Raw genomic sequence first — 20,658 nt, 5'->3', positions numbered from 1 at the left:
CCGGGCGCCAGCCCCGGGGGTGGGTGGGAGCGCGCGGAGCGGCCGCGTCTGAGGAGCGCAGCGACGAAGCGAGCGGCTGCGGAGCACGCGTGGGACTGACCACATCCCCACTCACCACATTCGGAGCGTGCGGTGCACGCGTGGGGCTACAACAGCCCGCCGAAGTTCTCGATGGATTTGAGGGTGTCGGCCTGGCTCATGCCGGGTGGTTGGATGCGGAGGATGATGCCGTCGGCGCCCATTTCGGTGTAGTGGGCGAGGCGCTCGGCTACTTCGGCCTTGGAGCCGATGACGCTGCGGGCGGTGATGTCGTCCCAGCCCTGGGTGTAGCGGGACACGTCCGTCGACGTGCGCTTCCAGCCGGTGTAGGCGTCGTACAAGTCCCGCAGCGGCTCCTCGAGCGCCGTACGGGCCTCCTGGGAGGTGTCGGCGCAGTACCCCTCGCGGCACAGGATGACCTCATGCCCCAGCGACGCCGGCCCCTGGGGGTACGACCGGTACTCGGCGATCTTCTCCGGCAGGTCGGCGTCCAGCTCGTTGAAGGACGTCGTCCAGCCGTCGCACATCCGCGCCGTCCGTTCCAGTACGGCGGACACGCGGCCGCCGTTCCAGATCCGCGGGCGCGGCGACTGCACCGGTCGCGGCGACAGGTACGCGTCCTGGATCGACGTGAACTTCCCCTCGTACGTCACCTCGGAAGACGTCCACAACCGGGTGAGGATCTCCAGCCCCTCCTCGAACCGGGCGACCCGCTCCGACTGCCGTACGCCGTACAGCGCGAACTCCTCCGGCCGGTACCCGAGCACGAACCCCGCGGTCAGCCGCCCGCCCGACAGTACGTCGAGGTGTGCCAGCGTCTCGGCCAGCACCACCGGGTCGTACAGCGGCGCGACGATCCCGGCCGTCGCGATCCCGATCCGCGAGGTGTGCGCGGCCAGCCAGGTCATCGACGTGAGGATCTCGTGGTACCCGGGCCGGTGCAGGTGCCGCTCGCCGAGCACCACCCACTCGAACCCGGCCTGCTCGGCCAGCTTCGCCTGCTCGACCGCGTCCGCGAGTTGCGGGCGCTCGCCCGGGGTGCCGTAGAGGTTCAGATAGAGACCCAGCCGCATCGGGGGTGCCGCCTTCCGTTGACAGGGAGCGCTCAGGGTATTTACGGTCTTGACCGTAAATGCTTTCCGCCCAGAACGCTAGGAGCCCGGTGATGAGTCTTGCAGCAGAGCCGGCCGGGTTGCCGGACGGGGGAGCGGCGGCGCCGATCAGTGCCGTCAAGACCCGGGTGGTGAGCGCCCACTACCGGCGGCCGTTCCAGATCAGCAGCGGCGTCAGCAACGAGCTGATCAGCCTGGTCGTCGAGGTGCACACCGCGGACGGCGCGGTCGGGATCGGGGAGACGTCCCCGATGACGGCCTACACCGGTGAGACGCTGGCCGGGGTCCAGGCCGCGATCGAGGAGCACCTGGCGCCGGCGCTGATCGGCCGCGACCCGCTCGACCGGGCCGGGGCGCACGTCGTGATGGACGGCGTACTGCGCGGTCAGCAGGTCGCCAAGGCCGGGCTCGACATCGCGCTCTTCGACCTCGCCGGCCGGCTCAGCGGCTGGCCGGTGCACGCGCTGCTCGGCGGCAGCGTCCGGGACCGCGTGCAGACCACCTGGGTGGTCGGCCTCGGCACGCTCGACGAGATGGCCGCCGAGGCCGCGGAGTACGCAGGCCGCGGATTCACGCACCTGAAGGTCAAGGGCGGCCACGACCCGGCGAAGGACCTCGAACTGATCCGCGCGGTCCGCGCCGCGATCCCCGCCGACGCCGAGCTCTGCCTGGACGCCAACGAGGGGTACGACGCGACCACCGCGCTCCCGTACCTCGCGAAGATGAGCGCCGCCGGCCTCACCCTGCTCGAGCAGCCGCTCCCCCGCTGGGACCTGACCGGCCTGGTCCGGCTCCGCGACCGCCTCGACGTCCGGGTGATGGTCGACGAGAGCATGCACTCGCTGCACGACGCGCTGGAGATCGCCCGCCGCGGCGCTGCCGACGTACTGAACATCAAGATCCTGAAGGTCGGCGGGCTGCACCGCGCGCTGCAGATCGCCGCCGTCGCCGAGGCGGCCGGGCTCGCGGTGAAGGTAGGCTCGATGCCGGAGCTGGGCGTCGCCACGCTGGCCGCGGTCCACCTCGCCGCCGCCGTACCGGGAGCGACCGTCGCGGCGGACCTGGTGGGGCCGTTGATGGTCGACGAGGACCCGCTGGCCCCGACCGTGTTCGCCGACTGCGACGGCTGGATCGACGTACCCAAGCGCCCCGGTCTCGGCCACGACGTGTGAGAGGTCATCTGATGCATCCGCTCGTAGAACGCCTCCGCGGCACGCTTCTCCCCGCGGTCGTCACGCCGATGGACCCCGACGGGGTCGTCGCGTACGACGCTCTGTCCGCGTACGCCGTGACCCTGACCAGGCACGCCATCGGCGGCGTCGCCGTCTGGGCGCACACCGGCCGCGGGCTGTACCTGTCGCCCGGTGATCGCGTGAAGGTGCTCGAGACCTGGCGGGCCGCCACCGACGTACCGATCGTGGCAGGCGTCGGCGTACCGAAGTCGGCCGAGGCCCGGACGTTGCAGGAGGCGGCGGACGCGACCGTCGAGATGGCGCGGGCCGCGGCGGCGGGCGGGGCCGATGCGGTGATGGTGTACCCGCTGGCCCGGTTCAACGAGGTCGCGGACGGGCACGCGCAGGCGGTGGCCTTGCACGAGCGGGTGGCGGCGGAGAGCGGGCTGCCGCTGGTTGGGTTCTACCTGCACGGCGAGGCGGGCGGGTACCCGTACTCTCCGGACCTGATCCGAGACCTGCTCGCGCTGGACGCGATGCTCGGCGTGAAGACCGCCACTCTGGACCGGGCGATCGGCTGCCAGGACGCGATCTGGGCCGGGCGCGGCACCGGGAAGCTGCTGATCACCGGCGAGGACCGGATGTACGGACCGTCGTTCCTGTGGGGCGCCGACACCGCGCTCGTCGGGATCGCGTCCGCGCAGGTCGAGCTGTCGGCCGCCGTACTGCGCGCCTGGACGGCCGGCGAGCACGCGGAGTTCCTGGCCGCGTCGGAGCGGCTGGACCGGTTCGCGGCGGCGACGTTCTACGCGCCGATCGAGGGATATGTGCAGCGGATGCTCTGGGCGGCCGAGTGGGAGGGGCTGGTACCGGCCGCGGCCGCACACGATCCGTACGGACCGGGGCTGCCGCCGGGCGAGCGCGACCTGGTGATCCGCTGCCTGGAGGAACTGCACCACTGATCGGGGTGGCAGTGAGGTGGCGCGCTCCCTCCTTCGCTCCACCACACCGACGCCGCCCTGGACCCGCCTCAGGGGGTGGCGGTAATTGTGGTCTTGACCGAAACTAAGAGAGTATCGGCCGAACGTCAAGATTTCGGACCCTGCTGCGCTATTCTGCGACCAGAGCGGGACTTGAGGGCCAGGCCAGAAGTCGTCGGAGGCTGCCGTGGGGATCTGCGTCGGGGTGGTCGGTCCTGAGGATCTGGTCCAGCGGGTGACCGCGGTCGGCGCGCCGAGCGGGACGACGCTGGTCCCGCTCGCGTACCGGCACGAGACCGAGGCGGTCGACCTGGTCCGGCAGGCGCACGGGGAGGTCGACGCGTTCCTGTTCACCGGCGTGGTCCCGTACACGATCGCCACCGAGGCCGGCGCGATCGACCGGCCGGCGATGTACGTCTCGTACGACGGCGCCACGCTGCTCCGGGCGCTCGTCGAACTGCTCCGGCTCGGGCACAACGTCACCCAGTTCTCGATCGACACGCTCCGGCGTTCCGAAGTACTGGAGACGCTGATCGAGGCGAAGCTGCCGACCGACCGGATCCACGTGCTGCCGTACCGGCCCGGGCTGACGTCGGACGACATCGTCTCCTTCCACCGGACGGCGCGCGAGAAGCACGACACGAAGGTCGCGATCAGCTGCCTCGGGTCCGCTTTCCACCTGATCGAGAACGAGATGCCGTCGGTCCGGCTCGCTCCGTCGCGGTACTCGATCCGCTCGACGCTGCAGGCGCTCGTACTGACGACCACCGGGCAGCACGTCGGCGACGCCCAGGTCGCGCTCGGGGTCATCGACCTCCCGGAGCCGGACGACGCGCTCGCCGCCGACCTGATCACGCTCGGCGGCAGCCTGGCCGCACTCCCCGACGGCCGGCACCTCGTCGTCACCACGCGCGGCCTGCTGGAGCAGGCGACCGAGCAGTTCTCCCGGATGCCGCTGCTGGATCACCTCGCCGCGCGGCACAGTACGGCGTACGTCGGGTTCGGCATCGGGCGGACCGCCGCCGAGGCCGAGGCCCTGGCCCGCCGCGCGGTCGGCCGGGCCGCGTCGATCGGCACCGTCGCCGGTGTGGTGTCGATGTCCGACGACGTCGAGATCGTGATCGAACCCACCGGCGAGCAGCCGTCCACGATCCGCGGCACCGAAAGCCTCCCGCTGCTGGCCCGCCGCGTCGGCCTCAACACCCAGACCCTCGCCCGGATGCGAGAACTCACCGCCACCCTCCCCGACGGCCTCACCACCCAGGACGTCGCCGACCACCTCGCCGTCCAGCTCCGCACCGCCCGCCGAGTCCTCAAACGCCTCGAACGCGCCGGCCTCGCCGCCCCCACCGGCACCCAGCAACACGGCCGCACCGGCCGCCCACCCACGGTCTACCTGATCCGCCTCTAGCGCCCCCTCACCGGAAACAAACCCGCGCCCACCGCCCAAAAAGCTCCGCAAATCACCCGCTCAACACTTCCCCGAAGAACCGCACGACCTCGTGCGCCACGTCGTACCGAGCAGCCCGGAGGTCGTGGTCTCCGCCCACGACCGGCAGCAGGCGCGAGGAGGCGCCGACGGCGAGCAGTGCTTGATGGAGGCGTTCGGCCTGCTCGTACGGCACGGTTTCATCGGCGGTGCCGTGGACGATGAGGAACGGAGGCGCACCTGCGGCAACATGTGTGACAGGGCTGGCCGCTCGGAGCTGGTCGTGGTGGGTGGTCACGTTGCCTCCGACCAGAGCGGTGACGGGCGAGGACCGGTCGATGCGGAGATCGCCGCCGGGACGAAGGAAGTCGCTCGGACCACTGATCGTCACAACTGCGTGGATCGGCGTACGACGCGATCGGTGCAGTCCGGCCAGCGCCGCCAGGTGGCCGCCGGCGGACTGGCCCCAGACGCCGACCCGGCCGGGGTCGATCGGGAGGCCGAGGGGATTGCGGTGGACCCAGCGCAGGGCCGCCTGTACGTCGTCCAGTTGCGCGGGGAAGACGGCTTGTCCGCTGTGGCGGACGGAGATCGCGATGGTCAGGAAGCCGGCTCGGGCGAGGACGGGGTTCGCGAACGGCAGGAGTGCGGACGAGCGATCGCCTGGTCCCCAGCCCGGGCAGCCGTCGATCCGTACGACGGTCGGAAGAGGCGCTGCAGGCAACGGTTCCGGACCGAGCACGTCGAGGTGAAGGGCGATGCCACCCTCGGTGGCGTAGCAGATGTCCTTGAGCTCGGATCGTCCGTCCGGCATCAGGTCGGCCACCTCCTCGGTCACGGACCCGAACGTTGCACGACCGGGGCTGCGGGGGCCAGAGCTACGGGGTGATGACGGTGACGCCGGCGGGGGTGGTGTGGGTGAGGGCTGCGAGGGCGGCGGGGGTTTCGTCGAGGGTGATGGTGCGGGTGACGAGGTCGGCGGGGTTCAGGTTGCCGGAAGCAACTAGGTTGAGCATTTCGGGGTAGGCGTGGGCGGGCATGCCGTGGCTGCCGAGCCAGGAGAGCTCCTGGCCGATCAGACGGCCGACGTCGAGGTTCACGCCGGCGGGGAGGAGGCCGATCTGGACGTGGCGGCCGCGGGGGCGGAGGGCCTGCAGGGCTTGCTGGACGATGTCGCTCGACCCGAGCGCGTCGATGGTGACGTGGGGACGGCCGACTTCTGTGAGGTCCGCAGGGGGTTGGAGGGTGTGGGCGGCGCCGTAGGTGCGGGCGAGGGCCAACGCGTCAGGGTTGGTGTCGATCGCGATGACCTCGGCACCCAGCGCGGAGGCGATCATCACGGCGGACAGGCCTACTCCGCCGCAGCCGAAGACGGCGACGCGTTCACCGGCGGTGACCTTGCCGACCTGGTGGACGGCGCGGAACGACGTGGCGAAACGGCAGCCGAGGCCGGCGGCGGTGGCGAAGGTCATGTCGTCGGGGAGCCGGACCAGGTTCACCTCGGCGTACGGTACGGCGACGTACTCGGCGAACGAGCCCCAGTAGTTGAACCCCGGCTGGAGCTGGTTCGGACACACCTGCTGGTTGCCCTCGAGACATTGCTCGCACCGACCACACGCGCAGATGAACGGCGTGGTGACCCGATCACCGACCGCCCACCCCGACACCCCGGCCCCGACCGCGGCGATCGTCCCGGCAAGCTCATGCCCAGGCACATGCGGCAACACGATGTCGGAGTCGTGCCCCATCCACCCATGCCAGTCACTCCGGCACAGCCCGGTCGCCTCGACCTTCAAGACGACCGAACCGGCATCCACCGAAGGCTCCGCGACTTCCCGCACCTCAGGCAGTACGCCGTACTCCGACACCACCACTGCTCGCATCGCAGCAGCTCAGGTCGAGGTCAGCCGCCGGCGACGGCGGGGATGATCGAGACCTGGCCGCCGTCCTTGATCGCGGTCTGCAGGCCCTCGGCGAACCGTACGTCGTCATCGTCGACGTAGACGTTCACGAAGCGGCGGAGCTCGCCGGACTCGTCCAGGACGCGGCCCTTGATGCCGGGGTACGACGTGTCGAGCGAGTCGAGCACCTCCGTCAGGGTGCCGCCCTCGGCCGAGACCTCGGAGGCACCCTGGGTGTAGGGCCGCAGGATGGTCGGGACGCGCACACTCACACTCACTGCAGGCCTGCCTTCACGAAGGCGTCGTACGACGCGGGAATGGTCACCTTGGGGCCGACCCGGTCGGCCACGGCGTCGAGCGTCTTCAGCCCGTCGCCGGAGTTGATGATCACCGTCTCGGCCTCGGGGTCGAGCTGCCCGGTCGCGATCAGCTTCTTCAGCGTCGCGACCGTCACCCCGCCCGCGGTCTCGGCGAAGATGCCCTCGGTCCGGGCCAGCAGCTGGATGCCCTCGACGACCTCGTCGTCGCTGACGTCCTCGATGGCGCCGCCGGTACGGCGGGCCACGTCCAGCACGTACGGCCCGTCCGCCGGGTTCCCGATCGCCAGCGACTTGGCGATGGTGTCCGGGCGGACCGGCTTGACCACGTCGTGCCCGTCGCGGAACGCCTGCGCCACCGGGGAGCACCCGGTCGCCTGCGCGCCGTACACCTTGTAGTCGGTCGCGTCGACCAGCCCGAGCTTGCCGAGCTCGGTGAAGCCCTTGTCGATCTTGGTCAGCTGGGAGCCGGACGCGACCGGGATCACGATCTGCTGCGGCAGCCGCCAGCCGAGCTGCTCGGCGATCTCGAAGGCGAGCGTCTTGGAGCCTTCGGAGTAGTACGGGCGGACGTTGACGTTGACGAACGCCCAGCCCTCCTCCTCGCCGGCGATCTCGGAGGCGAGCTTGTTCACGTCGTCGTAGTTGCCGTCGACGGCGACCAGCGTCCCGCCGTACACGGCGGTGGTGATGATCTTGGGCCGCTCGAGGTCCTTCGGGATGAAGACTACGGAGCGGATGCCGGCCCGGGCGGCGGCCGCGGCGACCGCGTTCGCCAGGTTGCCGGTGGACGGGCAGGCGAAGACCTTCATGCCGAGCTCGCGGGTCGCGCTCAAGGCCGAGGCGACCACCCGGTCCTTGAAGGAGTGCGTCGGGTTGCCGGAGTCGTCCTTCACCCACAGCTTGCGCAGGCCGAGCTCGCGGGCCAGGTTCTGCGCGTCGACGAGCCGGGTGTAGCCGGGCTCGGTGTTCGGGAAGCTCGCCACGTCGACGGGGACGGGGAGCAGCGGCTGGTAGCGCCAGATGTTCTTCGGGCCGGCCTCGATCTGTTCGCGGGTGATGGTCGGGTACTCGTACCCGACCTCCAGCGGACCGAAGCACTCCATACAGGCGTAGAACGGACCCAGCGGGGACTTCGCGCCGCAGGCGCGACAGCTGAGGTGCGTACCGTTGCCAAAGGCACCTTCACGGAGGGTGTGGGTGCCGGCGGCGGTCAGGCTCATGAGTGAGGTTCCCCTCTCATCTTCCCCGGTCGCCGGATCTCGGCGCGGGACGGATTTGGCACCGGTCCCTCGCTGTCGGCCCGGACGGGCGTACGGCGGGGAGGGTTGCCGGGACGTCAGCGGGCCGTTTCCCTCAGTCCCTCTGGATGAGCTCCCCCGAGATTACCCAACTGGGTCCATATTGTGTCCTGTGATCCCACCATCCGAGACGACGAATCTCAGCGCCGGCGCTCCAGGAACCGCATCACCGGCGTCGACGCGATCCCGTGCACGAGCACGCTCAGGATGACGGTGAACCCCAGTGTCGCCCACAGCCACGGCAGGTCGGCGCGGAAGCTCGCCCCGACCGCGGCGAGGTAGTACACCGACGACACACCTCGTACACCGAACGTCGCGGTGGCCCACCGCTCCGACCGCCGCAATCCGGACCGCAGGAGCGACAGCCACCCGAACAGCGGACGAACCACGAACACCAGCAGTACGCCGACGGCGGCGCCGCTGAGCGTGAGCGGCTTCAGCAGCCCGGCGGTGACCGCCGCGCCGAGCAGCAGCAGGATGCCCCAGGTGAGGATGTGTTCGAGCTCACCGATGAAGTCGTGCAGCTCGCCGTGGAACTCGTGCTTGCTCTCCACCGACCGCAGTGTGAGCGCCGCAACGAACACGGCGATGAACCCGTACCCGTGCAGCACCTGCGTGAGTCCGTAGACACCCACCGTCAGGGCCAACGCGAGGATCGGCTCCCGCGACTCCGACAGCCGCAGGCTCCGAGCGGGCGCCGAGAACGTCATCCGCCCGAGCAGCCAGCCGGCGCCGAACCCGATCGCTGTGCCGATCAGCGACTTCCCGATCACGTCCCAGGCGACCCACTGCCACCCTGACAGGTTCTTGGTCGCGATGAACACCGCCAGGTAGACGAACGGCGCCGCCATCCCGTCGTTCAGCCCGGCCTCGGACGTGAGCGCGAACCGCACCTCGTCGTCCTCGTCGAGCTCGGCGTCCTCGCCGGTCGTCGGTCCTTCCACCTGGACGTCGGACGCGAGTACGGGGTCCGTCGGCGCCAGCACCGCCGCGATGAGGAGCGCCGTGGCCGGGGCGAGTCCGAGCAGCCAGCCGACCCCGGCCAGCGCGGCGATCCCGGCCGGCATCGCGATGAACAGCAAACGCCAGGTGACCGCCCAGGTGAGCAGGCTGATCGGCCGGTCGATCGCGAGCCCGACGCCCATCAGCGCGACGATCACGGTCAGCGCCGCCAGGTGCTTCGTCAGCGTCGGCTGGGCGATCGGGCTGAGGTGGGTGCGGTCGACGGCGAACCCGAGGAGCAGGCCGGCACCGAGGAAGGCGATCGGCGCGGAAACGGCGTACCGGGCGAGCAGCCGCGGCAGGACCGCGCCGAGCAGCAGCGCCAGGCCTGCCACCAGGTACAGACCGTCCCCGTCGATGATCATTGTGTGGAACCGGTGCCCACGGCTACCTCAAGCGATGCGTGGCTCCCGGAGTGTGCGTGGGGAGGGACTTGCGCGGGCCGAAGCGTGGGTGGCCGATGCCGGCGAGCTCGAGCAGGCGCTGGACGCGGAAGCGGTGGCCGCGGTAGGGCTCGATCAGCTCGGCGCAGCCGTCGTCGTCCAGTTCCTCGCCGATCAGCGCGTACGAGACGTTCCGGGACACGTGGTAGTCCGCGAACGAGAACGCGTCCGCGTCACCGTGGGCCCGCTGACGTACCTCGGCCGCCGTCCACACCCCGACCCCCGGCAACGACCGCAGCCGCCGCTCGATCTCCGCGCCGTCGGTCAGCTCGAGCGTCCGCTCCAGAGCCCGCGCCCGGGACGCCGCCGTCAGCACCACCCGCGACCGCCGGTTCTCCACGCCCGCCCGCAGGAACTGCCAGGACGGGATCAGCCGCCACTCTTCCGGCGCCGGCGGCACCATCATCACCCGGTTGCCCTGCTCCCGCGGCCCCGGCGCGGGCTCGCCGTACTCACGCAGCAGCAACCGCCACGCGCGGAACGCCTCCTTGCCCGTCACCACCTGCTCGATCGCCGCCGCCGCCATCGCCTCGAAGACGGCCCGCGACCGCGGCACCCGGACATGCGGGAACCGCCGCGCCGCGTCGACCAGCGCCCGATGCTCCGGCAACGGCTCGAACCCGTCCCAGCTGTCCCGCTCCCCCAGCAGCTCCGGTACGCCGTCCAGCGCCCACCCGGCTCCCGGCCCCCACGCCTCCGCCTCGACGGTCCCGCCGTACGGCGTCAACCGCAGCAGCACCGGCCCGTCCGGAGTCCGCGTGGCCCGCCAGACCGTCCGCCGCCCCGCGTCGAACACATACGCCGGATCACCAGGCCCCTTCCGCAACCCGCCGATCACCGAATGCGGATCCACCACCCGCCCCGGACGCCAGACCCGCACCACCGAACTCACCCACCAAGTCTTACCCACCCCACCGACAACTATCGCGCCGGTCTGGGCACCGCCGCCAAGCGCTCGCGCATCCAGGGGTAAGGATCGACGATCGTGTCCCGGTTCGAGAGCACGCCCTGTACGACGTCTGCCAGCGTCTGGCCCATCACGTAGTGCCGGCCCTTCGTCTCACCGACCGCGCGAAGCAACCCGAGCTCGGTGAGCCGAGCGAGATCCCGCGTCGCGGTTCGTTCCTCGATGCCCGCACGACGCACGTAGGTTGCGCGACGCATCCGGAAGCCCAGCGATGCGTCGAAGAGCTCGTCCGCGACCCGCTCGGCCAGCCCATGCTGCTCGATCAGCTCGTCGAACGCCTGCCACAGCTTCCCGGCCTCGCGGTAACGCCGCCGAACCGTCTGCGCCTGGATGTGATGTGCCCGCAGGTTGAACTTCACCCACAGATCGGCCGACCGCTCCGGACGCCAGGCGCCGGCACCGGTCGCCGCCAGCACGGCGTAGTACTCCTCGGTGTTGCTACCCAGCCACTCCTCGATGCTGGAGAACGCCGGCTCACCGATCCCGCCACGAGACAGGACCAACGTCTGCAATGCCCGCGCCATCCGGCCGTTCCCGTCGCGGAAGGGATGGATCATCACCAGGTTCAGGTGCGCCATCGCGGCCTGCACCAACGGGTCCGCGGGATCGGTGACGATCAGGCTGTCGGTCAGCTCGGACACAAGAGCCGGTACGTCCTCCGCAGGTGGCCCCTCGTAAACGTTCTGCCCGCTGGCCTCGTCGTGGACGTAGACCACGCCCTGCCGATAGCTGCCCGGGCTTTTCGACAGATCGTGACTGAGCATCATGAAGTGCATGCCGCGAACGGCGGACACGTCCAGCCGGAAATCAGGATCCTTCGCCATCGCCAGGACGTAGCCGAGCGCCTGCCGGTAGCCGCGGATCTCTGCGAACGTGCGGTCGTCCGCGCTCAACGCTTCCTCGTCGTCGAGAGCAGCAGCGGCGTCGTCGAGCTTGACGTCGTACCCCTCGATGCTGTTCGAGCCCTGGATCGCCCGGGCCAGCATGCTCCGCCGGAGTCCACCGACCCAGCGCCGCGGCACCCGGAGGACGTCGGCGAGCTCGGCGCGGTAGGCGTGGATCTGCTCGAGGACCTGCTGGTCCTCGAGGTCTGGCTCCGGCGTGCCGAAGATGGTCATCAGGCTCCATGTCTCAATGTCTTGATTCTCAGGACATTGTATCCGGCATGTCCTAATAATTGCGACATCGGGACATTGGCTCGATACTGATCCCCATGACCGCCTGGCAGTGGGTGAAGTTCGTGGGGAACTTGCTCAACCTGTCCACCCTCGCGGGCGTGCTGGTCGGCGTTCTCGGGCGGGCGGGGTTCAGTCGCGGGCCGCGGGGGCTGTTCTTCGCGAACGGGTACCGGCTCGGGTTCCCGGTGGCCGGGGCGTTCACGATCGGGAACGTGATCCTGAGCAAGCACGAGCGGTCGTACTTCGACGACGAGAAGCTCGTCCGGCACGAGGAGCGGCACTCCTGGCAGTACTTCTGGCTGCTCGGCCTGCCGATGCTCCCGCTGTACGTCGTCGGCGTCGTCGTCTCGTTCCTGCTCACCGGCGACCCGGCGTCCCGGAACCCGTTCGAGCGGCTCGCCGGCCTGAAGGACGGCGGGTACGTCGAGCGTCCGGTCCAGCCGCTCGGGCGGACCGTGACGCAGGCGTTCAGCGGGCTGCGATCGCGTCCGAAAGGGCCGTGAGAACGGTCACCGCGCCGCTCGGGTCGTCGACGACGACGTCCGCCGCGTCGATCAGCTCGGTCGCGTTCGAGGACCGGGTGGCCAGCAGTACGGCGGGCAGCCCGTCGGCACGCCGCGCCTCGACCGCCCGGAACGCGGCCAGGTCGCCCAGGTCGTCCCCGGCGTACAGGATCGACCGGGCGCCGGTGGACTCGAGCAGGCTGCTGATCGCGACACCCTTGTCGATCCCGGGCGGCCGCAGTTCGAGGACCAGGTTGCCGGGCTCCAGCCGCAGCTCGGTCTCCTCGGCGAGCGCGGTCAGCGGCCCACGCAGTACCTCGAACGCCCCGGCAGGGTCCTCCAGCCGGCGGGTGTGCACGGCGAGCGAGCTGTCCTTGTCCTCCACGAACGCGTCCGGTACGCCGGCGTCCCGGAGCAGACCGGGCAACCGGTCGCGGGCCGTCGCCACGCCCGCGGGCACCGGTGCGCTGGTCACCTTGCCGGTCGTGGCGTCCCACCGCTCGAGACCGTAGTGCCCGAGTACGACGAGCCGCCCGAGGCCGGGGTAGCCGCTCACGCCGGACAGCTCGGTGGCAACCAGCGCGGGCCGGCCGGTGACGATCGCGACCTGGTTCACGGAGCGCGCCAGCCGGGCCAGCGCGTCCAGCGCACCCTCGACCGGACGGGACCGGGCCGGGTCCTCGACCAGCGGCGACAGCACGCCGTCGAAGTCGGTCGCGATCACCGCCGACGCCGGGTCGGAGGCGATCGCCTCCCAGCCCTGGTGGCCGGCGTCGGTCCTGATGACCGGAGCGTTCATCCCGCGATCAACCCGTGTAGTCCGAGGTCAGGATCACGGTGAGGCGGTCCTTCTTCATGTTGTCCAGCGCACCCTTGGACCGGCCGATGCCGAGGTCGTGGGCGAGCTGGTTGGCGGCGGCGAGCATGCCCGGCGGGTAGTACACGGTGCTCTCGGCGACCTTGCCGTGCCAGTTGTCCGGCGAGCCGGCGACCGTCCAGCCGGCCGCCCGGGCGCGGTTCGCGACCGAGTCGGCGAGGCCCTTGCGCGGGGTGTTGTTGTACACCTCGATCGCGGGCCGCTCCTCGGCCGGGATCGTCACCGGCCGGCCGGGCTGGGTCGGCTGTGTCGCTTGCGGCGGCTGCGTGGTCTGCGGCGGCTCGGTCGACTGCGGCTCGGTCGGAGTCGCCGTCGGCCCGGTGGTCGACGGAGCCTGGGTGGGCTTCGCCGACGAGGGCTTCTCGGAGGGTCGCTGCACGCTGGCCCCGACCGTCGACGGCCCCGCCGTCGGCTTCTTCTCCGGCGTACTCGCGGCGGCCGGCTTCTCGTCGGCCTTGCTGTCGTTCCCGCGGGTGCCGAACAGCACCAGCAGCCCGGCGACGATCGCGACCACGGCGGCGACCGCGACAAGCGACGAGAGCACCTGCCCGTGCTCGGTCCGACGGCGTGGGGCAGTAAGGCACGCCCTCAGGCGGCGGAACATGGTCAGACCTCGATGCCCAGGCGGCGAGCGGAGCGGGCGCGCTGGCGGGCGGCGCGGAGGCGGCGCAGGCGCTTGACCAGCAACGGGTCGTGCGCGAGGGCCTCAGGCCGGTCGATGAGCGCGTTCAGGACCTGGTAGTACCGGGTCGCGGACATCTGGAACTGGTCGCGGATCGCCTGTTCCTTGGCGCCGGCGTACTTCCACCAGTGCCGCTCGAAGGCCAGGATCTGCCCGTCGCGCTCCGAGAGTCCGGCACTGGCCGGCGACGCAGCCTCGGCGGGGCCGGGAGAGCTGGCGTTGGCGCTGTCCATCTGCTGCTGACTCCTGTGCGGTCGGTGATCGTCCGTCCGCCTGCCACTGTACGTGTTGAACAACAGCAATGTCATTCACCGACGACCGACACGAAGCGTGTCGCTGACTCGGCAGCCGGACACGCTCAACTCTGGCAGGATCTTGAGGGTGAGCTCAACCCACTCCAGCGTGGCGCGGGTGGAGGAGTTGCAGGGGCGGATCGGGGATGTCGACCCGTTGGTCAACGCCGTCTGCACGCCGAACCCCGCCGCGCTCACCGAGGCCGCCCGACTCGACACCGAACGTGACGACGGGCGGGTCCGCGGCCCGCTGCACGGCGTACCGGTGCTGGTCAAGGACAACATCGACACCGCGGACCTGCCGACCACGGCCGGTTCGCTGGCGCTGGCCGACCAGCCGCCCCCGCCGCAGGACGCCCCGGTGGTACGCCGGTTGCGGGAAGCCGGCTGCGTGATCCTGGCGAAGACCAACCTGAGCGAGTGGGCGAACTTCCGCGGCTCGGCGTCGTCGTCCGGCTGGAGCGCGTACGGCGGCCTCACCCGGAACCCGTACGCCCTGAACCGCTCGCCCGGCGGCTCCTCGTCCGGTTCGGGCGCAGCGCTCGCGGCGGGACTCGCGGAGTACGCGATCGGGACCGAGACCAGCGGCTCGATCGTCTGCCCGGCCGCCCTGAACGGCGTGGTCGGACTGAAGCCCACCGTCGGCCTGATCCCGCAGCAGGGCATCGTCCCGATCTCGCACTCGCAGGACACCGCCGGGCCGATGACCCGCACGGTCGAGCAGACGGCCGCGCTGCTGACCGTGATGGCGGGCGGTCAGCTCGACTACACCGAGGCCTGTCGCGGCACGGACCTGAGCGACGTGCGGATCGGCGTACCGCGTGGTCCTCTCTGGGGCTACTCGAACGGGCTCGACCAGGTCACCGAGAGGGCGCTGGAGCTGCTCAGCCAGTGCGGAGCGACGCTGGTCGACCACCTGTCGCTGCCGACGCCCGGTGGTGACGAGGACCAGCTCCACGTGCTCGCGCACGAAATGAAGGGCGACCTGGCGGCGTACCTCGCTACCCGTGCGCCCGGCGGCCCGCGCGACCTGGACGACCTGATCGCGTTCAACAAGAAGCATGCGGACCAGGAGCTGCAGTGGTTCGGGCAGGAGTTGTTCGAACGTGCGGCCGCGACGGACGGGCTCGAGTCCCCCGTGTACGTCGCGGCCCGGCTGACCGCGCTGCGCGCCGGCCGGGACGGGATCGACAACCTGCTCCGCGACAACCAGCTCGACGCACTGGTGAGCCCGTCGTACCAGCCGGCCTGGACGATCGACCTGGTGAACGGCGACCACGTGACGGGCAGCTCCTCGTCGCACGCCGCGCTGGCCGGCTACCCGCTGCTCTCGGTGCCGTCCGGGCTGGTCTCCGGCCTCCCGGTCGGGCTGACGATCAGCGGTACGGCGCGGAGTGAGGTCACGCTCATTCGCTTGGCGCACGCCTTCGAAACCGCCAGAATCGCAGCAGACGGACCGTTCCCGACCCCGGAGTTCAGACAGTGGGTATAGATCGCGTCAGGTGGGGAATTGTTGCGACTGGCAACATTTCGACCCAGTTCACGCAGGATCTGGCGTTGTTGCCCGACGACGCCGTCGTCACCGCGGTCGCGTCGCGGGCGCAGCAGAGCGCGGACAAGTTCGCCGCCGAGTTCGGGATCCCGCACGCGTACGACGACTACCGCCGGCTGATCGACTCCGGCGAGGTCGACGTGATCTACATCGGTACGCCGCACCCGCAGCACTACGCGATCGCCCGGACCGCGCTGCAGGCCGGCATCGCCGTACTGTGCGAGAAGCCGGTCACGCTCACCGCCGCCCAGGCGCGGGACCTGGTCGCGGTCGCCCACGAGCACAACACGCTGTTCGCCGAGGCGATGTGGATGCGCACGGACCCGGTGATTCGAGCGCTGTTCAAGGACCTCGAGAGCGGCGTGATCGGCGAGCCGCAGCAACTGACGGCGGACTTCGCGTTCTACAAAGCTTCATTGCCGGTTCGGCTGCTCGACCCGGCGCTCGGGGGAGGCTCGCTGATGGACGGCGGCATCTACCCGATGACCTTCGCCTACCTGGCGTTGGGCCGTCCGGCGGAGGTGAAGGCAGTCGGCTCGCTCAACGACGACGGCGTCGACCTGAACGTCGCGATGGCCTGGCGGTACGACTCCGGCGCGGTCGCGGCGCTCACCTGCGGGCTGCGTTCGCAGAACCCGTGGGTCGCGGCGATCAGCGGCCCGGAAGGGAACCTGCAGCTGCCGCACCGGTTCCACCACCCCGAGTACTACGTGCGCACGACCGCTTCCGGAGCGGAGCGGATCGACGTACCCAGGCATGGTCGTGGGTACCACTATGAAGCGAGCGCAGTGATCGCAGCGCTGCGTGCCGGACTGGTCGAGGTACCGGTCCTGCCCCACGCCGCCACCCTCGAGATTCTCGACCTGCTCGACGAGACACGGAGCCAGATCGGGGTCCGCTACCCCGGTGACGACGACGACCTGAGTGGATGACGCTGAAGATGCCGAACGGTAGGAGTTCCTTCGTAGTGGTGGCCAACCGGCTGCCGGTCGACCGGATCGAGATGCCCGACGGCAGCACGGCCTGGCGCCGCAGCCCGGGCGGCCTGGTGACCGCGTTGGCGCCGGTGATGCAGGGTCACCACGGCGCCTGGATCGGCTGGACCGGCAGCCCGGACGAGAAGCTGGACCCGTTCGACGACAACGGCATGCACCTGGTCCCCGTGATGCTGAGCGCCGAGGACGTCCAGCTGTACTACGAGGGCTTCTCCAACGCCACGCTCTGGCCGCTGTACCACGACGTGATCGTGGCGCCGGAGTTCCACCGCGAGTGGTGGGAGTCGTACGTCGCGGTGAACCGCCGGTTCGCGGAGGCCGCCGCGGAGGCCGCCGACGACAACGCCGACGTCTGGGTGCACGACTACCAGCTGCAACTGGTGCCGGCGATGCTCCGGCGGCTGCGGCCCGACGTCCGGATCGGCTTCTTCCTGCACATCCCGTTCCCGCCGACCGAGTTGTTCGCGCAGATGCCGTGGCGGCGGCAGATCCTGGACGGGCTGATGGGCGCCGACCTGGTCGGTTTCCAGCGCCCCGGCGCGGCCTCGAACTTCGCCCGGCTGGCCCGCAACCGGATGGGCCTGCGGACCCGCGGCGACCGGATCCACCTGCCGGACGACCGGATCGTACGCGCCAAGGCGTTCCCGATCTCGATCGACGTCAACGAGCTCGAGAGCCTCGCGCGGCAGCCGGAGACCACCGCCCGCGCGGCCGAGATGCGCCAGGAGGTCGGCAACCCGGAGCACATCCTGCTCGGTGTCGACCGGCTCGACTACACCAAGGGCATCCGGCAACGGCTGCGGGCGTTCGGCGAGCTGCTCGACGAGAAGCGTGTCTCCGTCGACGACGCGGTGTTCATCCAGGTCGCCACGCCGTCCCGGGAACGCGTCGAGCAGTACCGGGTGCTGCGTGACGAGATCGAGCTGCTGGTCGGCCGGATCAACGGTGAGCACGGCCGGATCGGTACGCCGGCGATCAACTACCTGCACACGTCGTACTCGCGGACCGAGATGGCGGCGCTGTTCCGGGCCGCCGACGTCGCCGTGGTGACCCCGCTGCGGGACGGTATGAACCTGGTCGCGAAGGAATACGTATCCACCCGGTACGACGACACGGGCGCGCTGGTTCTGAGCGAGTTCGCCGGTGCGGCGGACGAGTTCCGGCAGGCTTTCCTGGTGAACCCGCACGACATCAACGGGATGAAGGACACCATCGTCGACGCGATGAACACCGACGAACGACAGCTCGGCCGCCGGATGAAGGCCATGCGCAAGCACCTCGCCGCGCATGACGTGAACGTCTGGGCCCAAACCTTCCTGAAGGCGTTGCATGACGAAGACTGACGGGCGTGTGCTCGCCCTGGACCTCGGCACGTCGTCCGCGCGGGCACTGGTCCTCTCCGAGGACGACGCCGCGCCGATCCCGGGCGCACTGGCCCGCCACAAGATCTCCCCGACATACGGGCACGACGGCTCCGCGACAATCGACCTGCACGAGTACGTCGAGGGACTGCTCGGCTGCCTGGACGAACTCCAGCAGAACGGGCACCTGGACGGCATCGGCTCGCTGGTGCTGTCGACGCAGTGGCACTCGATCGTTGCTCTCGACAACAAAGGTGCGGCGCGCACCCCGGTGATCACCTGGGCCGACACCCGGTCGGTGGACCTCGATCTCGGGACGTCGTTCGACGAGCAGGCGTTCCACGCCCGGACCGGGACCTGGCTGCACCGGCTGTACTGGACCCGCCGGATCCCGTGGCTGCTCGCCTCCGACTCCCCCGCCGCCTTCGCCGGCCTGCCCGATCTCGTACTCGAGCGGCTCACCGGCGAACGGGTCACGTCGGTGTCGGTCGCGTCCGGCACCGGGACGCTGGACCTGGCGACCGGCGCGTACGACGAGGAGGCGCTGGAGGTCGCGGGCGTCACCGCGGACCGGCTGCCGACCATCGTGCCGACCGGGTGGACGGGGCGGCTGTCCAAGGAGTACGAGCGCCGCTGGCCCGGGCTGGTCGGCGTACCCGTGCATCCGCCGACCGGCGACGGCGCCGCGTCCAACGTCGGCACCGGCGGGTACGACGCCGGGACGGCCGCCGTGACGGTCGGTACGTCGGCCGCCGTACGGGTCGTGCACCCGATCGAGAACGCGCCCGAGCTGCCGTGGGAGCTGTGGCGGTACCGGGTCGACGACAAGCGTGCGGTGACCGGAATGGCGTTCTCCGCGGCCGGAAACCTGCACGCCTGGCTGACCGGCGTACTGCGGCTGGAGTCCGACGAACCACTCGGCGTGGAGATCGGCGGGACGCACGCGATCGCGATCCCGTTCATGGCCGGCACCAGGCCGCCCGCGAACGTGCCGGGCGGCTCCGGGGTGTACTTCGGCCTCTCGTTCGACGACAGCTCGGCCGACCTGCTCGCGGCCGCGTTGCAGGGTGCGTCGCTGGAGATCGACCGCGGTCTCCGGCAGCTCGACGCGCTCTTCGACCGACCGCTGGACGTGGTGCTCGGCGGCGGCGGGATCGACGCGTCCGAGTGGTGGCGCCGGTGCCTCACGGCAACCTTCGCGCGTCCGACCACGGTCTGCGCCGAGCCCGAGGTGGGCGCCCGCGGCGCGACGGCCGTCGCCCTCGGGCTGTCGCCGGAGCCGGGCGGCGAGCACCTGACACCGGTCGACGAAGAAGTGGCCCGGGTCGACGCATTGCGCGTCCGCTACGCGTCCCTGCGCGAACTGGCGGTCAAGGCCTCCGAACTCTGACGGCCCCGCACGAGATCACGACCGTGGGGCTGCGGTCGAGCCGCGGATCATCAGTGACGTACCGAGGCTGACCCGCTCGTCGGGGTCCGTGTACGGGTCCGACCCGCCGGTGACGTGCGCCAGCCCGGCCTTGACCGCCTCCCGGCCGATCGCCTCGGTCGGGACCCGGACCGTGGTCAGCTGCGGGTCGAGCGCCCGTGCCAGCGGTACGTCGTCGTACCCGACGATCGACAGGTCCTCCGGGATCCGCAGGCCGTGCTCCTTGGCGGCGAGGCAGACGCCGGCCGCGACCAGGTCGTTGCCGCCGAAGACCGCCGTGAAGCCGGGCTTCCCCTCGTCGAGGATCGCCTTCATCTGCCGGTAGCCGAACTGCTGGGTGAAGGCGCCGGTGACGATCAGGTCCGGGGCCGCCGACCGGCCGCGGGTCCGGTACGCGCGCTCGAAACCGGCGATCCGGTTCTGGGTCGTGGACAGCGCGGGCGGCCCGCCCAGGAACAGGATCCGGTCGTGGCCGAGGGTCAGCAGGTGGTCGGTGATCGTGAAGGCCCCCTGCTCGTTGTCGAACTCGATCCCGATCGTGTTCGGCTCGTCCAGCGGCGGCCGCCCGCAGTGCGCCAGCCGGCACCCGGTGCTGGCCAGCCGGCGGGCCCGGACCCGGTTGGTCTGCTGGTACCGCTCGTCGGTCGTCGGGCCGCCGACGACCACCACCAGGTCGGCACGATGCTCGAGCAGCAGGTCGAGGAAGCTGTCCTCCAGCTCCGGGTTGCCCTGCGTGTTGCAGACCAGGCTGAGCCGGCCGTGCGCGGTCGCCTCGAGCTGGGCGCCGCGGGCGATGGCGGCGAAGTACGGATCGCCCAGCTCCTCGATCAGGATGCCGATCAGCTGCCGTCCGGAGCCGGCGAGCGCACGGGCGTGCGCGTTGGTGACATAGCCGAGCTTCTGCATCGCTTCCTCGACCCGGGCCCGGGTGGCGGCACTGACCGAGTAGTTGCCGTTGACGACCCGCGACACGGTGGCGGTGGACACCCGGGCCTCGTGCGCCACGTCGTAGATCGTCGCGCCCGGCTCGTCCCGGCGCGCCCGGCTCCGGCCGGTCCCTCGCTCTGCCATCGCTCGCATCATCCCTTCGGTCCTGCAGGCAATCGAACCACACCGGTTTCCGCC

20 protein-coding genes and 1 riboswitch are annotated in these 20,658 nt (G+C 70.7%); of the genes, 8 read left to right on the top strand and 12 right to left on the bottom strand.

Translation table 11 applies throughout. The annotated features are described in order from the left end of the window. Positions 1-146: 146 nt before the first annotated feature. Positions 147-1,112 carry an LLM class flavin-dependent oxidoreductase gene (locus AB0M51_RS41870; protein WP_344199595.1) on the bottom strand — a complete coding sequence of 322 codons (966 nt, stop codon included), beginning with the start codon at positions 1,110-1,112 and terminating at the stop codon, positions 147-149. Between the two features lie 92 nt (positions 1,113-1,204). Between AB0M51_RS41870 and AB0M51_RS41865 the strand changes: the two genes are divergently transcribed. The 3 genes from AB0M51_RS41865 to AB0M51_RS41855 all read left to right on the top strand — a co-directional run bounded on the left by AB0M51_RS41865 (position 1,205) and on the right by AB0M51_RS41855 (position 4,714). Next, the gene (locus AB0M51_RS41865) at positions 1,205-2,323 is read left to right on the top strand and encodes an enolase C-terminal domain-like protein (RefSeq protein WP_363754445.1); all 1,119 of its coding nucleotides are present in this window, start codon (positions 1,205-1,207) and stop codon (positions 2,321-2,323) included. A gap of 11 nt (positions 2,324-2,334) precedes the next feature. After that, complete coding sequence (locus AB0M51_RS41860) at positions 2,335-3,285, top strand: dihydrodipicolinate synthase family protein (RefSeq protein ID WP_344199600.1); 951 nt, start codon at positions 2,335-2,337, stop codon at positions 3,283-3,285. 205 nt (positions 3,286-3,490) lie between these two features. Further along, entirely contained in the window at positions 3,491-4,714 is a 1,224-nt protein-coding gene (locus AB0M51_RS41855; protein ID WP_344199603.1) for a hypothetical protein, read from the top strand. A gap of 52 nt (positions 4,715-4,766) precedes the next feature. Here AB0M51_RS41855 and AB0M51_RS41850 read toward each other — a convergent pair whose 3' ends face one another. From AB0M51_RS41850 to AB0M51_RS41820, 7 genes are all read right to left on the bottom strand, one after another. Next, the gene (locus AB0M51_RS41850; RefSeq protein ID WP_344199606.1) at positions 4,767-5,570 is read right to left on the bottom strand and encodes a prolyl oligopeptidase family serine peptidase; all 804 of its coding nucleotides are present in this window, start codon (positions 5,568-5,570) and stop codon (positions 4,767-4,769) included. A gap of 40 nt (positions 5,571-5,610) precedes the next feature. Next, entirely contained in the window at positions 5,611-6,615 is a 1,005-nt protein-coding gene (locus AB0M51_RS41845) for a zinc-dependent alcohol dehydrogenase family protein (RefSeq protein ID WP_344199608.1), read from the bottom strand. 20 nt (positions 6,616-6,635) lie between these two features. Beyond that, complete coding sequence (locus AB0M51_RS41840; RefSeq protein ID WP_344199611.1) at positions 6,636-6,911, bottom strand: ubiquitin-like small modifier protein 1; 276 nt, start codon at positions 6,909-6,911, stop codon at positions 6,636-6,638. Further along, positions 6,908-8,173 carry a threonine synthase gene (thrC, locus tag AB0M51_RS41835; protein WP_167217548.1) on the bottom strand — a complete coding sequence of 422 codons (1,266 nt, stop codon included), beginning with the start codon at positions 8,171-8,173 and terminating at the stop codon, positions 6,908-6,910. Before thrC ends, AB0M51_RS41840 begins: the two co-directional genes overlap by 4 nt. A 13-nt stretch (positions 8,174-8,186) precedes the next feature. After that, positions 8,187-8,326, bottom strand: a riboswitch (SAM riboswitch). Between the two features lie 65 nt (positions 8,327-8,391). After that, complete coding sequence (locus AB0M51_RS41830; RefSeq protein WP_344199616.1) at positions 8,392-9,618, bottom strand: cation:proton antiporter; 1,227 nt, start codon at positions 9,616-9,618, stop codon at positions 8,392-8,394. A gap of 22 nt (positions 9,619-9,640) precedes the next feature. Beyond that, positions 9,641-10,588 carry a DNA-3-methyladenine glycosylase 2 family protein gene (locus tag AB0M51_RS41825; protein WP_344199618.1) on the bottom strand — a complete coding sequence of 316 codons (948 nt, stop codon included), beginning with the start codon at positions 10,586-10,588 and terminating at the stop codon, positions 9,641-9,643. A 29-nt stretch (positions 10,589-10,617) separates the two neighbouring features. Then, positions 10,618-11,781: a Fic family protein gene (locus AB0M51_RS41820; RefSeq protein WP_344199621.1), complete on the bottom strand. Its 1,164-nt coding sequence runs from the start codon at positions 11,779-11,781 to the stop codon at positions 10,618-10,620. Positions 11,782-11,876: 95 nt separating this feature from the next. Here AB0M51_RS41820 and AB0M51_RS41815 point away from each other — a divergent pair, with 95 nt between their 5' ends. Continuing rightward, complete coding sequence (locus tag AB0M51_RS41815) at positions 11,877-12,344, top strand: hypothetical protein (protein WP_344199624.1); 468 nt, start codon at positions 11,877-11,879, stop codon at positions 12,342-12,344. On the opposite strand, the gene otsB is transcribed toward AB0M51_RS41815, so the two are convergent. The 3 genes from otsB to AB0M51_RS41800 all read right to left on the bottom strand — a co-directional run bounded on the left by otsB (position 12,310) and on the right by AB0M51_RS41800 (position 14,136). Next, on the bottom strand, positions 12,310-13,143 hold the full coding sequence (gene otsB, locus AB0M51_RS41810; protein WP_344199627.1) for a trehalose-phosphatase: 834 nt from the start codon (positions 13,141-13,143) through the stop codon (positions 12,310-12,312). The two genes, AB0M51_RS41815 and otsB, sit on opposite strands and share 35 nt — an antisense overlap. A gap of 7 nt (positions 13,144-13,150) precedes the next feature. Next, positions 13,151-13,765, bottom strand: a complete 615-nt coding sequence (locus AB0M51_RS41805; protein WP_344199630.1) for a LytR C-terminal domain-containing protein — start codon at positions 13,763-13,765, stop codon at positions 13,151-13,153. Positions 13,766-13,827: 62 nt separating this feature from the next. Beyond that, a complete protein-coding gene (locus tag AB0M51_RS41800) occupies positions 13,828-14,136 on the bottom strand; it encodes a DUF3263 domain-containing protein (RefSeq protein WP_344199633.1) in 309 nt (102 codons plus the stop codon). A 52-nt stretch (positions 14,137-14,188) separates the two neighbouring features. Here AB0M51_RS41800 and AB0M51_RS41795 point away from each other — a divergent pair, with 52 nt between their 5' ends. The 4 genes from AB0M51_RS41795 to AB0M51_RS41780 are packed head-to-tail and all read left to right on the top strand — an operon-like array spanning position 14,189 to position 19,494. Continuing rightward, the gene (locus AB0M51_RS41795) at positions 14,189-15,688 is read left to right on the top strand and encodes an amidase (protein ID WP_363754431.1); all 1,500 of its coding nucleotides are present in this window, start codon (positions 14,189-14,191) and stop codon (positions 15,686-15,688) included. Then, positions 15,679-16,680 carry a Gfo/Idh/MocA family oxidoreductase gene (locus AB0M51_RS41790; RefSeq protein ID WP_344199636.1) on the top strand — a complete coding sequence of 334 codons (1,002 nt, stop codon included), beginning with the start codon at positions 15,679-15,681 and terminating at the stop codon, positions 16,678-16,680. Before AB0M51_RS41795 ends, AB0M51_RS41790 begins: the two co-directional genes overlap by 10 nt. Before the next feature lie 8 nt (positions 16,681-16,688). Next, complete coding sequence (locus AB0M51_RS41785) at positions 16,689-18,086, top strand: trehalose-6-phosphate synthase (RefSeq protein WP_344200706.1); 1,398 nt, start codon at positions 16,689-16,691, stop codon at positions 18,084-18,086. Further along, positions 18,073-19,494 (top strand): FGGY family carbohydrate kinase, encoded by a 1,422-nt coding sequence (locus tag AB0M51_RS41780; RefSeq protein ID WP_344199638.1) that lies wholly within the window; start codon positions 18,073-18,075, stop codon positions 19,492-19,494. The genes AB0M51_RS41785 and AB0M51_RS41780 overlap by 14 nt, the downstream gene beginning before the upstream one ends. A gap of 15 nt (positions 19,495-19,509) precedes the next feature. Here AB0M51_RS41780 and AB0M51_RS41775 read toward each other — a convergent pair whose 3' ends face one another. Continuing rightward, positions 19,510-20,604: a LacI family DNA-binding transcriptional regulator gene (locus AB0M51_RS41775; protein WP_363754426.1), complete on the bottom strand. Its 1,095-nt coding sequence runs from the start codon at positions 20,602-20,604 to the stop codon at positions 19,510-19,512. Between the last annotated feature and the right edge of the window lie 54 nt (positions 20,605-20,658).

Origin of the sequence: Kribbella sp. NPDC051137 (assembly GCF_040682535.1) — a bacterium.
In the GTDB taxonomy this organism is placed as follows: Bacteria; Actinomycetota; Actinomycetes; order Propionibacteriales; family Kribbellaceae; genus Kribbella; species Kribbella karoonensis.
The sequence above is the reverse complement of the archived record's forward strand: the minus strand, read 5'-3'. Positions and strand labels throughout refer to the sequence as shown.